The 12,709-nt window shown below is 61.9% G+C and carries 14 protein-coding genes; 2 read left to right on the forward strand and 12 right to left on the reverse strand.

Annotated elements, in window-relative coordinates; genetic code table 11:
• Positions 1-97 precede the first annotated feature (97 nt).
• Together dxs and ACIOU6_RS07275 are read left to right on the forward strand one after the other, a co-directional pair.
• Positions 98-1,948: a 1-deoxy-D-xylulose-5-phosphate synthase gene (gene dxs / locus ACIOU6_RS07270; RefSeq protein WP_401135044.1), complete on the forward strand. Its 1,851-nt coding sequence runs from the start codon at positions 98-100 to the stop codon at positions 1,946-1,948.
• 139 nt (positions 1,949-2,087) lie between these two features.
• Positions 2,088-3,971 carry a TonB-dependent receptor domain-containing protein gene (locus tag ACIOU6_RS07275; protein WP_401135004.1) on the forward strand — a complete coding sequence of 628 codons (1,884 nt, stop codon included), beginning with the start codon at positions 2,088-2,090 and terminating at the stop codon, positions 3,969-3,971.
• 109 nt (positions 3,972-4,080) lie between these two features.
• Here ACIOU6_RS07275 and ACIOU6_RS07280 read toward each other — a convergent pair whose 3' ends face one another.
• The 12 genes from ACIOU6_RS07280 to ACIOU6_RS07335 form a co-directional block, all read right to left on the reverse strand.
• Entirely contained in the window at positions 4,081-4,881 is an 801-nt protein-coding gene (locus ACIOU6_RS07280; RefSeq protein ID WP_401135006.1) for a cobalamin-binding protein, read from the reverse strand.
• Entirely contained in the window at positions 4,881-5,300 is a 420-nt protein-coding gene (locus ACIOU6_RS07285) for an MFS transporter (RefSeq protein WP_401135009.1), read from the reverse strand. Before ACIOU6_RS07285 ends, ACIOU6_RS07280 begins: the two co-directional genes overlap by 1 nt.
• Complete coding sequence (gene ribA, locus ACIOU6_RS07290) at positions 5,297-5,914, reverse strand: GTP cyclohydrolase II (protein ID WP_221730241.1); 618 nt, start codon at positions 5,912-5,914, stop codon at positions 5,297-5,299. Before ribA ends, ACIOU6_RS07285 begins: the two co-directional genes overlap by 4 nt.
• A 254-nt stretch (positions 5,915-6,168) precedes the next feature.
• Positions 6,169-6,906 (reverse strand): substrate-binding periplasmic protein, encoded by a 738-nt coding sequence (locus tag ACIOU6_RS07295; RefSeq protein WP_401135012.1) that lies wholly within the window; start codon positions 6,904-6,906, stop codon positions 6,169-6,171.
• Between the two features lie 36 nt (positions 6,907-6,942).
• Positions 6,943-7,446 carry a phosphatidylglycerophosphatase A gene (locus tag ACIOU6_RS07300; RefSeq protein WP_127651238.1) on the reverse strand — a complete coding sequence of 168 codons (504 nt, stop codon included), beginning with the start codon at positions 7,444-7,446 and terminating at the stop codon, positions 6,943-6,945.
• Positions 7,443-8,408, reverse strand: coding sequence for a thiamine-phosphate kinase (thiL, locus tag ACIOU6_RS07305; RefSeq protein ID WP_401135016.1), 966 nt, complete (start codon positions 8,406-8,408; stop codon positions 7,443-7,445). Before thiL ends, ACIOU6_RS07300 begins: the two co-directional genes overlap by 4 nt.
• 18 nt (positions 8,409-8,426) lie before the next feature.
• A complete protein-coding gene (gene nusB, locus ACIOU6_RS07310) occupies positions 8,427-8,927 on the reverse strand; it encodes a transcription antitermination factor NusB (RefSeq protein ID WP_221730245.1) in 501 nt (166 codons plus the stop codon).
• Positions 8,924-9,400 (reverse strand): 6,7-dimethyl-8-ribityllumazine synthase, encoded by a 477-nt coding sequence (gene ribE, locus ACIOU6_RS07315; protein WP_003228649.1) that lies wholly within the window; start codon positions 9,398-9,400, stop codon positions 8,924-8,926. The genes nusB and ribE overlap by 4 nt, the downstream gene beginning before the upstream one ends.
• 91 nt (positions 9,401-9,491) lie before the next feature.
• Complete coding sequence (ribBA, locus tag ACIOU6_RS07320; protein ID WP_401135020.1) at positions 9,492-10,583, reverse strand: bifunctional 3,4-dihydroxy-2-butanone-4-phosphate synthase/GTP cyclohydrolase II; 1,092 nt, start codon at positions 10,581-10,583, stop codon at positions 9,492-9,494.
• A gap of 32 nt (positions 10,584-10,615) precedes the next feature.
• Positions 10,616-11,281 carry a riboflavin synthase gene (locus ACIOU6_RS07325; RefSeq protein WP_401135023.1) on the reverse strand — a complete coding sequence of 222 codons (666 nt, stop codon included), beginning with the start codon at positions 11,279-11,281 and terminating at the stop codon, positions 10,616-10,618.
• Between the two features lie 47 nt (positions 11,282-11,328).
• Positions 11,329-12,462: a bifunctional diaminohydroxyphosphoribosylaminopyrimidine deaminase/5-amino-6-(5-phosphoribosylamino)uracil reductase RibD gene (ribD, locus tag ACIOU6_RS07330; RefSeq protein WP_401135026.1), complete on the reverse strand. Its 1,134-nt coding sequence runs from the start codon at positions 12,460-12,462 to the stop codon at positions 11,329-11,331.
• Positions 12,459-12,709: ATP cone domain-containing protein (locus tag ACIOU6_RS07335; RefSeq protein WP_401135029.1), on the reverse strand; the 251-nt coding region annotated here is incomplete at its 5' end. The genes ACIOU6_RS07335 and ribD, both read right to left, overlap by 4 nt.

Raw genomic sequence — 12,709 nt, forward strand, 5'->3', positions numbered from 1 at the left:
GGGGGTTGGGGCCGCGGGCGGGGGGGGGGGGGGCGCCCCGCCCCCCCCCCCCCCCCCCCCCCCCCCCCCCCCCCCCCCCCCCCCCCCCCCCCCGCCCCTGCTCGACCGCGCGAACACGCCGGACGGCCTGCGCCGGTTAGGCGACGCCGAGCTGGAAACCCTGTCTGATGAGTTGCGCCTGGAATTGCTCTACACGGTCGGTCAGACCGGTGGGCATTTCGGTGCAGGCCTGGGCGTGATCGAGCTGACCATCGCGTTGCATTACGTCTTCGACACGCCGGACGACCGGTTGCTGTGGGACGTTGGTCATCAGGCGTATCCGCACAAAATCCTCACCGGCCGTCGCGAGCGCATGGGCACCCTGCGCCAGAAGGACGGCATAGCGGCCTTCCCGCGCCGCGCCGAGAGCGAATACGACACCTTCGGCGTCGGCCACTCCAGCACCTCGATCAGCGCGGCGCTGGGCATGGCGATTGCCGCTCGTCTGCAGAACAGCGATCGCAAGGCGATTGCCGTGATTGGCGACGGCGCGTTGACCGCCGGCATGGCCTTCGAAGCGCTGAACCACGCGCCGGAAGTGAACGCCAACATGCTGGTGATCCTCAACGACAACGACATGTCAATCTCGCGCAACGTCGGCGGTCTGTCGAATTACCTGGCGAAAATCCTGTCCAGCCGCACTTACGCGAGCATGCGTGAAGGCAGCAAGAAAGTGCTGTCGCGCCTGCCCGGCGCCTGGGAAATCGCCCGCCGCACCGAAGAGTACGCCAAAGGCATGCTGGTGCCTGGCACCCTGTTCGAAGAGCTGGGCTGGAACTACATCGGCCCGATCGACGGCCACGACCTGCCGACCCTGATCGCCACCCTGCGCAACATGCGCGATCTGAAAGGCCCGCAGTTCCTGCACATCGTCACCAAGAAAGGCAAAGGCTTCGCCCCGGCGGAAGTCGACCCGATCGGTTATCACGCGATCACCAAACTTGAACCTGTCGACGCCCCGGCCGCTGCGCCGAAAAAGGCTGGCGGGCCGAAGTATTCGGCGGTGTTTGGCGAATGGCTGTGCGACATGGCGGCCGCGGATCCGCGTCTGGTCGGGATTACCCCGGCAATGAAGGAAGGTTCGGATCTGGTGGCGTTCAGCGAACGTTTCCCGCTGCGCTACTTCGATGTGGCCATTGCCGAGCAACACGCGGTGACGTTCGCTGCCGGTATGGCTTGCGAAGGCGCCAAACCGGTGGTGGCGATCTACTCGACGTTCCTTCAGCGCGGTTATGACCAACTCGTTCACGATGTGGCGGTGCAGAATCTCGACGTGCTGTTCGCCATCGACCGCGCAGGTTTAGTGGGTGAAGACGGCCCGACACACGCTGGCAGCTTCGATCTGTCGTACCTGCGCTGCATCCCGGGCATGGTCATCATGACCCCGAGCGATGAAAACGAACTGCGCAAAATGCTCTCCACCGGCCACCTCTACAACGGCCCTGCGGCTGTACGTTACCCGCGCGGCACTGGCCCGAATGCGACCATCGAGAAAGATCTCGAACCGATCGAAATCGGTAAAGGCATCGTCCGTCGTCAGGGCAGCAAAGTTGCCTTGCTGGTGTTCGGCGTGCAGTTGGCCGAGGCGCTGAAAGTCGCCGAGAAGCTCGATGCCACCGTGGTCGACATGCGCTTCGTCAAACCGTTGGATGAAGCACTGGTGCGCGAGATTGCCGCAAGCCACGAGTTGCTGGTGACGATCGAAGAGAACGCAATCATGGGCGGCGCCGGTGGTGCAGTCAGCGAATTTCTCGCACGCGAAAATATCCTCAAGTCGATGCTGCACCTGGGCTTGCCGGATATTTACGTCGAGCACGCGAAACCGGCGCAGATGCTGGCCGAATGCGGGCTGGATGAGGCCGGGATCGAAGCGTCGATTCGCGAGCGTCTGGCACTGCTCAACAAATAAACGCAACACCCTGTGGGAGCGGGCTTGCTCGCGAAAGCGTCGGATCAGTCAAATGATGAAGTGACTGACACTGCGTTTTTGCGAGCAAGCCCGCTCCCACATTTGGTTTGTGTACACCTGAAAGACCTACGGATCACCGATGAACCTCTCGCGCCTCGCCCTGCCCTTCCTGCTGCTCCCGGCCACCAGCGCCCTCGCTGACACCTTCGAGCGCGATCAGGCCCTGAAACTGCCGGACACGCTGATCAGCGCCAACCGTCAGGTCCAAGCACGCAATGACAGCAGCGCCGCCAACACCGTCTTCACCCGCGAAGACATCGACCGCCTGCAACCCAGCGACGTGCCGGACCTGTTGCGTCGGGTGCCGGGTGTGCAAGTGGCGCAGGCCGGTGGGCGCGGGAGCCTGCCAGGGATTTACATTCGCGGCACGCAATCGGCGCAAAGCCTGGTGCTGGTCGATGGCCAGCGCATCGGCAGTTCCACTTCCGGCGACAGCAACCTGCAGCACTTGAACATCGAGCAGATCGAACGCGTCGAAGTGCTGCGCGGCTCGCGCTCAGTGATCTACGGCAGCGATGCGATTGGCGGAGTGATTCAGATCTTCACCCGACGCGGCACTGAGCAAGGCTTGCAGCCACGACTGCACGTCGGTTTCGGCAGCCATCAGACCTGGGAGCGCAGCCTTGGCTTGTCCGGTGGCGATGACAAAACCCGCTTCAATCTGGGTGCCAGCCTGGATGAAACCGCCGGGATTGACCGCACACACGAGTCCTACCCCAGCGACGGCGATCACGACGCTTACCGCAACAAATCCGTCAGCCTGAGCCTCAGCCATGCGCTGACCGATGACGTCGAAGTCGGCGCGAACCTGCTGGATAACCGAGGCAAGAGCGAGTTCGACAACCCGTTCGGCCGTTTCGACATGAACACGTTTGAGTCTGTGCAACAGCAGCCGTACAGCGATTTCAACGTCAGCAGCCTCAGCAGTTACCTGGACGCACGGGTCAACGACCTCTGGAAAACCCGCGTCGAGTTCGGCCATGCCGAAAACCGCGAGAAGACGCTCGACAAACTCAGCGACGAGCGCACGGTGTTCAACACCTACCGCAACTCGCTGAACTGGCAGAACGACTTGACCCTGGATGCGCGCAACAGCCTGATTCTGGGCGGCGACTGGTATGAAGACCGGGTCAACAGCAGCACCGCGTTCGACGAGAACAGCCGCTGGAACCGCGCCGCGTTCATCCAGCATCGTTATCAGGCTGACAGCTTCTCCACCGAACTGGGCCTGCGCCACGACGACAACCAGCAGTTCGGCAGCCAGAACACCTGGAGCGGCACGTTCACCCTACCGCTGAACCCGGACAACGATCTGCTGCTCAGCTACAGCGAAGGCTTCCGCGCACCGACCTTCAATGACCTGTACTACCCGGACTTCAGCAACCCGAACCTGAAACCGGAAACCTCGAAAAGCTACGAACTGCAATGGCGCAGCCAGTTGAACGACAGCACCCGCCTGGAAGCCTCGCTGTACCGCACCGACCTTGAGGACGCGATCATTTTCGGCAGCAACTCGCGGCCGCAGAACGTGGCCTCAGCACGAATCAACGGTTTTGAAGCGGCGTTGAAACAGGAGCTGTTCGGCTGGCAGAGCAATCTCGGCGTAGCGATCATCGATCCGCGTGATCGCGAAACCGGGCACACCCTGGCACGTCGGGCGCGACGCACGTTGAGTTGGGATCTGGATCGGCAGTTCGATCGACTGAGCCTCGGCGCCAGTTGGCAGGCGATCAGCAGCAGTTACGACGACCTGAAAAATCAGCAGCCACTGGGCGGATACGCGCTGTTCGGATTGCGCAGCAGCTGGGCGCTGAACCGTGAGATCAAACTGGATCTGAAGGTGGATAACCTGTTGGACAAGGGTTATAGCCGGGCGAATTACAGCTATGACGGCAGTCAGTATGGCTATCGCGAGGAAGGACGGGCGTGGATGTTCGGAGTGACTTGGACCCCTGAACTCTGAGCCGAAATTTGCGCTGCTTTGACTGGCCTCTTCGCGAGCAAGCCCGCTCCCACAGGGAACGCATTCCAAATGTGGGAGCGGGCTTGCTCGCGAAGAATTCGCCTCGGTCTCAGCGGTCAGGCGCGATTAGGTGGCAGAGCCTGGCGGTTGCCTCGATCATCTGCCCGCTCGGGCGCTCCAAACCTTTATCAGTGACCGACAACAGTTGGCCACGCGCTACCGCCACTACCTGCGGCCACGCTTTCCAGGCATCAAGCTGGGCCTGATCACCCGCGAGAATCACCTCGGGATCACGCTGCAACACCGCCTCGATACTCACTTGCGGCGCCGGTAGGTTCAGGTCGCCAAAAACATTGCGCGCACCGCACACTTGCAGTGCATCGCTGATGATCTGCCCGCCACCGACGGTGTAAAGCGGCTTGTCCCAGACCTGGTAAAACACTTTCAGCGGCGCGTCCCGGCGATAGCGCTGGCGCAAGTCATTGAGTTTCTCGCGCAACTCAGCGGCCAGTTTCAGCCCACGCTCAGGCCGCCCCAATTGACTGGCAATCGCTTCAATCTGTGCAGACAGCTGTTCGAGATTGTGCGGTTCGGCCACGTAAGTCGGGATATTCAGGTGTTTGAGTTGGTCGCGTTGCGCCGGGCCGACACTGCCGGGCCACAGCAGCAATAAATCGGGCTTGAGGCTGAGCAGGCGCTCCATGTCGAGTTGGCCGTAACGACCGACCGAGGGAACGTTCGCAATCGCAGCCGGCCGCTCGCCGGCATCCAGCACACCGACCAGCAGATCGGCCGAATCCAGTTCAACGACGATTTCAGAAAGAGAAGGTGCGAGGCTGACGACCCGCAGGCTCGCCAGCAGCGGGCCGCTGACGGCCAGCAGCAGAACCGCCAGCCAGAAACGGCGCATCAGCCGAGTTGACGCGGGATACGGTAGAGGTAGAACAGCACCGCAGTGGACAGCGCCAGCAGCACCAGTGGTACCGCCTCAAGGCCAACGAATACCGCCACTGCGCCGATCCACACCGGCAACGCTGCCGCAAGGAACGCGTTACGGCGAACCGCTGCCAGAGCGATCCACGCCGCTGGTTCATCGGCGCTATCGAGGGCTTTTTGCGTGGCGATCAATGCGTGCTTATAGCGGCCGAAAAACTTCAGGCTGACAAACATCGACGCCACGCCGGCAATGAACAAAGGCATCGCCAGCACCGGCAGAACGCCCTCGCCCTGCCCAAACAGCGCGTTGAGCACGAACAGCGGTGCCAGCGCCAGCGACAGGTATTTCCACCAGTCGACGCTCAGACGACGGCGAACCTGACCTCGGGTCACGCCCGATCTACCTCGCCCTGATGCTCGTTACCCATCATGTGGTCGAGCTTGCTGGCCTTGGTTGCCAGGTAGAGTTTGTTGTGCGGATTGTGGCCGGTGTGCAACGGCACGCGTTCGGCGACGTCGATGCCCATTTCGGTCAAGGCTTTGACCTTGCGCGGGTTGTTGGTCATCAGACGCAGGGATTTCACCCCCAGATGCTCGAGCATCGGCAGGCACATGGCGTAGTCGCGCTGATCGGCGGCGAAGCCCAGACGTTCGTTGGCTTCGACGGTATCAGCGCCGCCGTCCTGCAACTCATAGGCGCGGATCTTGTTCAACAGACCGATGCCACGCCCTTCCTGACGCAGGTAGAGCAACACGCCACGGCCTTCGCGAGCGATGGCTTTGAGGGCGCCCTCCAGTTGCGAGCCGCAGTCGCAACGCTGGCTGAACAAGGCGTCGCCCGTCAGGCATTCGGAGTGCAAACGGCCGAGTACCGGGGCTCCGTCGGCAAAATCACCCAGGCTCAGCACAACGTGCTCGCGGCCGGTGGCTTCATCGAGAAAACCGTGCATGGTGAATTGCGCAAAAGGCGTTGGCAGCTTGGAAGCGGCGACAAAGACGACAGGCACCGGTGTGCTCCTGATCTAAAGAGTCTGAAAATTCGCAGGCGGGCATTGTAACAGCAGGTTCCTGTGGACGCTTAGGCTGAATTATCGGCCATAACGATCAAAAAGCTTGATAACTGCGGGCCAGCGCAGATCCCTGTGAGAGCGGGCTTGCTCGCGAAGACGTCGTGTCAGTCGACCAACAGGCTAGCTGAACCACCGCATTCGCGAGCAAGCCTGCTCCCACAGGGGGACAGTGCTGGACGCAAGATCTGTGGTCAGTTCGGCTCGAACGGATACGGCTGCTTCCACTTCTCGAAGATCGGCTTCAACTCGCCGCTTTTCACCAACTGCTCCATACGCTGGTCATACAGCGCCATCAGCGCCCGAGCCTGGGGAGTGTCGGCAAAACCGAGGAACAGCGGCAACTCTGTCAGATGCGAATAGTGGTACTGCGCAGGATCCGCGGCACTGCGCATCACCACTTCAATCTCGGTCAGAGCATCGATGTAGTAATCCGCCCGCCCCTGCTTGAGCATCGACAAAATGCCGGTACGCCGCTCGATCTGGTTGAAGCGTTTGATGTTCGGCAAGTAATTTTCGTAGCGATAACCCCGTACCCAGGCCAAGCGATATTTGCCTAACGCCGCCAGGGTCGGTGACGGGTTGCTTGCCAATCCCAGCGCATAGATGTGGTCGGAATCGAAATTCCACTGCGGATACAGGACTTGCTCGGCCTCATCACGATAGGAGCCGACCAGCGCGTCGACTTCCTTCAACTGCACCAATCCAATCGAACGGGTGTAGGGCACGCTGCGAATATCCAGTTGCACCCCGGCCGGGTCGAACACCTTGCGCAGCACGTCCCAGGCCAGACCATGGCCATCGGCGGCGGTGTAGTCTTCCCAGTCTTCGCTGGCCACATGGATGACCGTTGGCGCATGCGCTGCTTCCTGCGCACTGGCCACAGTGCCCAGCAGAGCAAAAACCATCAGCGCCAACCAGCGTCGAGCCATCCCTAGTCCCTCACTTAACCCTGACAAGCACTCGGCTCAGGCGAAAACCCAAACCAGCCCTTGCATCGCCAGCCAGGCGAACACGCCGGCCAACACGTCGTCGAGCATGATGCCGACGCCGCCATGGACATGCCGGTCGATCCAGCGAATCGGCCACGGCTTGAGAATGTCGAAGAAGCGGAACATCAGGAAGCCCGCCAGCAGCCAGTACCAGCCTTCCGGCACCAGCCACAGGGTGATCCACATCCCGACCATTTCGTCCCAGACGATGCCTTCGTGGTCGTGTACCCGCAGATCATCGGCCACTTTGCCGCACAGCCAGAAGCCGAACAGCATGGTGATACCGAGCATTAGCCAGTAACCCCAGTCAGGCAACATCTGCCACAACGGGATAAAGGGTAGCGCAACCAACGAGCCCCACGTGCCCGGCGCCTTGGGCAAGGTGCCCGAACCGAAGCCGAACGCGAGGAAATGCCAGGGATTGCGCCAGACCGACGGCGGAACGAATTCGGCCGGAACCTGTTTCGGGTGATCTGTCACGGTGACTCCTGAAAATGTTGATAGCCCCGGATTTGCGGGGTGATGTCATGTCCTTCGCGATCGAGCAGCACCACACTCTGGCCCTGCGCCACGCGACCGATCACATGGATCGGCCAGCCATTGGCCAGCAGCGTTGGCAACTCGACGGGCGGTATTGTGAAGGCCAGTACATAATCATCGCCACCGCTCAATGCCGCACGTTCGGCGCCACGCGGCCCAAGAAACGCGACTAATGCATCCGACAGCGGTACACGCTCGCGTTCAATCTCAAGCCGCACCTTCGACGCCAGGGCGATATGGCCGCAATCGGCCAGCAAACCGTCAGAGATATCCAGCGCTGAAGTCGCTTTGCCGCGCAACGCCTGACCCAGGGCCAGTTGCGGTTGTGGCGACCAGTAATGAGCGAGCAAGGGCTGGGCGATAGCGGGGTCAGCGTCACGCTGGCCCAATACCAGCGGCAAGGCGCCGGCGGCATTGCCCAGCTCACCGCCGACACACAGCAAGTCGCCCGGTTGTGCGCCGCTGCGGGTCAAGGCCTGCCCTGCCGGGACGCGACCGAATACGGTGACGGTCAGGCTCAACGGCCCGCGCGTGGTATCACCGCCGACCAGCGCCACGCCGCAATCCTGCGCCATGCGGTTCAAACCACGGGCATAGGCTTGCAGCCAATCGGCGGTCACCGTCGGCACAGTCAGGGCAAGGGTAAAAGCGATGGGCATAGCACCCATGGCGGCCAGATCGCTGACCGCGACGGCCAGCGAGCGCTGACCGAGCAGAAACGGATCGCAAGGGTCGGCAAAATGCACGCCGGCCACCAGCGTATCGGTGGAAATCGCCAGCTGTTCCCCGGGAGGAACCGCCAGCAAGGCACAGTCGTCGCCGATTCCCAGTGCAACGCCTTCGCCGCCCTGCGCACAAGGCGCGGCGGCGAAGAAATTGCGGATCAGCTCAAACTCGCCCATAGCCGTTTCAAACGCCAATCAGCGCTTGAACGCCTTCACTTCAGCTTCACGCAGGCGCGGGGCCAGCTTGTCGAGCACGCCGTTGACGAACTTGTGGCCGTCGGTCGAACCGTAGACTTTCGCCAGTTCGATCCCTTCGTTGATGACCACGCGGTACGGCACGTCGACGCGTTTGAGCAACTCCCAGGCGGACAGGCGCAGTACGCACAGTTCAACCGGGTCGAGCTCTTCGATAGTCAGGTCCAGGCACGGCGCCAACGCGGCGTCGATTTCGGTCAGGCTGGCCGGAACACCGTGCAGGATGTCGTGGAAGTAGCTGGCATCGGCAAAGGTAAAATCGTTATCGACGCGAAACTGCGCTTCGATTTCGTTCAGCGAGGTACTGGCCATGTGACGCTGATACAGCGCTTGAGTCGCCAACTGACGGGCAGCCCGGCGCTTCTCGCTTTTCGAAGGCTTGCCGGCGTCCGCTGGACGTGGCTCGCGCGGGTTGAAACGATCGCTTTCGTCGCTAATCACTTGGCCTCCAACTGCGCCAGCAGGCTGACCATTTCCAGAGCGGACAGGGCAGCTTCAGCACCTTTGTTACCGGCCTTGGTGCCGGAACGTTCGATGGCTTGCTCGATGGAATCAACGGTCAGGACGCCGAAAGCAACCGGCACGCCGAACTCCATGGACACCTGGGCCAGGCCCTTGGTGCACTCGCCCGCCACGTATTCGAAGTGCGGAGTGCCGCCACGAATGACCGCGCCGAGCGCGATGATGGCTGCGAACTCGCCTTTCTGAGCGACTTTCTGCGCAACCAGCGGAATTTCGAAGGCGCCAGGTGCGCGGATGATGGTGATGTCGCTTTCGCTCACGCCATGGCGAACCAGGGCATCAACTGCACCGCTGACCAGGCTTTCAACCACGAAGCTGTTGAAACGGCCCACTACCAAAGCGTAGCGGCCTTTAGGGGCGATGAAGGTACCTTCGATGGTCTTCAGGGTCATTCGTCAGATCTCTTAAAGAGCCGGGACGCGTCTTCTACGCGCCCCTCAGTGATTTATTTGCCGCGAATACAGGGCCGGAAACAACCGGTCATTATTCGGAGGGCACGTATTCTACAACTTCCAGATCGAAACCGGATATCGCATTAAATTTCATGGGTGCCGACATCAAGCGCATTTTGCGCACACCGAGGTCACGCAGGATCTGCGAACCGGCACCGACGATGCTGTAAGTGGTCGGTTTTTTCACCACAGCCTGATCAGCGGTTTCACGGATGTGCGCCAGCAGCACGTCACCATCCAGCGGATGACCGAGCAACAGCACCACACCGCTGCCGGCCTCGGCAACCGCCGTCATGGCGGCACGCAGGCTCCAGCGGCCCGGTTGCTTGACCATCAGCAGGTCGCGCAGCGGGTCCATATTGTGTACGCGAACCAGCGTTGGCTCTTCAGCGCAAACAGAGCCCAACGTCAGGGCCATGTGCACGTCGCCTTCCACCGAATCACGATAGGTCACCAGGTTGAATTGGCCCAGTTCGCTGTCCAGTGGCTGCTCGGCAATCCGCTGAACGGTACGTTCGTGGATCATCCGGTAGTGAATCAGGTCGGCGATGGTGCCGATCTTGATGTTGTGTTCGGCGGCGAACGCTTCCAGTTCGGTGCGACGGGACATGGTGCCGTCGTCGTTCATCACTTCACAGATCACGCCGCTCGGCTCGAAACCGGCCATGCGCGCCAGGTCGCAAGCGGCTTCAGTGTGACCGGCGCGAGCCAGGGTGCCACCGGCCTGAGCCATCAGCGGGAAGATGTGGCCCGGGCTGACGATGTCTTCGGCCTTGGCGTCTTTGGCCGCAGCCGCTTGCACGGTGCGCGCACGGTCGGCGGCGGAGATGCCGGTGGTCACGCCTTCGGCGGCTTCGATCGACACGGTGAACTTGGTGCCGAAACCGGAACCGTTGCGTGGCGCCATCAGTGGCAGCTTCAGCAGCTCGCAGCGCTCACGGCTCATCGGCATACAGATCAGGCCACGGGCGTGCTTGGCCATGAAATTGATGTGTTCGGCCTTGCAGCATTCGGCGGCCATGATCAGGTCGCCTTCGTTCTCGCGGTCTTCGTCATCCATGAGGATGACCATCTTGCCTTGGCGGATGTCTTCAACCAGTTCTTCGATGCTATTGAGCGCCACAAGGCACCCCCCTTCTTTCGAAATTAAGAGCTTCAGGATTTGAGGTAGCCGTTTTGGGCCAGAAAGCTTTCAGTGATCGTGCCACCAGCGCTCGGCTCTGCGGCCTTGTCACCCAACAGCAGACGCTCCAGATAACGCGCCAGCAAGTCGACTTCCAGGTTCACCCGACGACCCGGCTTGTAAGAAGCCATGATGGTTTCGCTCAGGGTGTGCGGAATGATCGTCAGCATGAATTCAGCGCCATCGACCGCGTTCACGGTCAGGCTGGTGCCGTCGACGGTGACCGAGCCTTTATGGGCGATGTACTTGGCCAGTTCCTTCGGCGCGCGGATGCGAAATTCCACGGCGCGGGCATTGTCGGCGCGGGAGACGATTTCGCCGACACCGTCGACATGACCGCTGACCAAGTGCCCGCCAAGACGGGTGGTCGGGGTCAGGGCTTTTTCCAGGTTGACCGGGCTACCGCTTTTCAGGTCATTCATGGCGGTGCAGTCCAGCGTTTCGCGGCTGACGTCGGCAGCAAAGCCGTCGCCCGGCAGCTCGACGGCGGTCAGGCAGACGCCGTTGACGGCGATGCTGTCGCCGAGCTTGACGTCGCTCAGGTCAAGCTTGCCGGTTGCGACGTGCACCCGCACATCGCCGCCCTTTGGGGTCAGTGCACGGATGCTGCCGATGGATTCGATGATGCCGGTAAACATGGGGTTCTCCTTGAGAACTGGGCCAGCGCTAACGCGATGGCCGGGAATTATACGCTCGCCGCAACGACAGGGATCGCAGTGACTCGCCAGTCATCGCCCACCGCGCGGATTTCGCTGATTTTCAGTTCGGGAGCGTCCTTCATATAGCTCAGCGGCCAATCCAAAAGCGGACGCGCCGTAGAACCAAGGAACTTGCCGGCGATGAAAACCACGAACTCATCGACCAGACCGAGCTGGGCAAAAGCACCGGCCAGACGCGGGCCGGCCTCGACCAATACGTCGTTGACGCCACGGTTGGCCAGTTCGACCAGCAGTTGATGCAGATCGACCTGACCGTCATCACCCGGCACGATCAGACATTCCGGGCCGTTGGCGTATTGCTCCTCGACCGCCATGCAGGTGGCGACCAAAGCAGGGCCGGCCTTGAAGAACGGTGCATCCAGCGGCACGCGCAGGCGCCCGTCGATCAGCACCCGCAGCGGCGGACGGCTCATGGCCTGCGCCGTTTGCTCGGCATCCAGACCCAGTTCTTCAGCCCGTACGGTCAACCGCGCGCCGTCGGCCAGTACCGTGTCGGCACCGGTCAGCACCACCGCCGCCTGGGCGCGCAACCGTTGCACCGCCGAACGCGCCGCCGGGCCGGTGATCCATTGGCTCTCGCCGCTTTCCATCGCCGTGCGGCCGTCCAGACTCATGGCCAGTTTGACTCGCACGAACGGCAAGCCGTGTTCCATGCGTTTCAGAAAACCTTGATTGAGCTGGCGTGCCTCGCCTTCCAGTACGCCGCTTGCGGTGGCGATCCCGGCATCGGCCAGACGCTGCAAACCACGACCGGCCACTTGCGGATTGGGATCACGCATCGCCGCGACCACCCGGCCAACGCCAGCATTCACCAGCGCATCGGCGCACGGCGGTGTACGGCCGTGGTGACTGCACGGCTCCAGCGTGACGTAAGCGGTGGCGCCCCGGGCCAGTTCACCGGCAGCGCGCAAGGCGTGGACTTCAGCGTGAGGTTCGCCTGCGCGTTCGTGCCAGCCTTCGCCGACAATCTGCCCGTCCCGCACGATCACGCAGCCAACCCGGGGGTTGGGGTGCGTGGTGTAGTGACCTTTGCGCGCCAGTTCCAGCGCGCGGGCCATGAAGTGGGCGTCGAGGATGGCCTGCTCGGCGACGGTGGTCATTCTTTCACCGGTTCGCGGGCGAGGCGGTCGATCTCTTCGCGGAACTCGTTGAGGTCCTGGAAGCGTTTGTAGACCGAAGCGAAACGGATGTAGGCGACTTCATCAAGCTTTTGCAATTCGGCCATCACCAGTTCGCCGACCACGAGGGATTTGACCTCGCGCTCGCCGGTGGCGCGCAGCTTGTGCTTGATGTGGACCAAAGAGGATTCGAGGCGCTCGACGCTCACCGGACTTTTCTCAAGGGCGC

This window comes from Pseudomonas sp. NPDC087615, from assembly GCF_044743445.1.
Lineage (GTDB): Bacteria > Pseudomonadota > Gammaproteobacteria > Pseudomonadales > Pseudomonadaceae > Aquipseudomonas > Aquipseudomonas baetica_A.

Bases quoted from the DNA above. Each gene is read 5' to 3' on its own strand.
- thiL (WP_401135016.1), bottom strand. From the start codon at position 8,408: ATGGGCGAGTTTGAGCTGATCCGCAATTTCTTCGCCGCCGCGCCTTGT.
- ribE (WP_003228649.1), bottom strand. From the start codon at position 9,400: ATGACCCTGAAGACCATCGAAGGTACCTTCATCGCCCCTAAAGGCCGC.
- ACIOU6_RS07295 (WP_401135012.1), bottom strand. From the start codon at position 6,906: ATGGCTCGACGCTGGTTGGCGCTGATGGTTTTTGCTCTGCTGGGCACT.
- ACIOU6_RS07275 (WP_401135004.1), top strand. From the start codon at position 2,088: ATGAACCTCTCGCGCCTCGCCCTGCCCTTCCTGCTGCTCCCGGCCACC.
- ACIOU6_RS07280 (WP_401135006.1), bottom strand. From the start codon at position 4,881: ATGCGCCGTTTCTGGCTGGCGGTTCTGCTGCTGGCCGTCAGCGGCCCG.
- ACIOU6_RS07325 (WP_401135023.1), bottom strand. From the start codon at position 11,281: ATGTTTACCGGCATCATCGAATCCATCGGCAGCATCCGTGCACTGACC.
- ribD (WP_401135026.1), bottom strand. From the start codon at position 12,462: ATGACCACCGTCGCCGAGCAGGCCATCCTCGACGCCCACTTCATGGCC.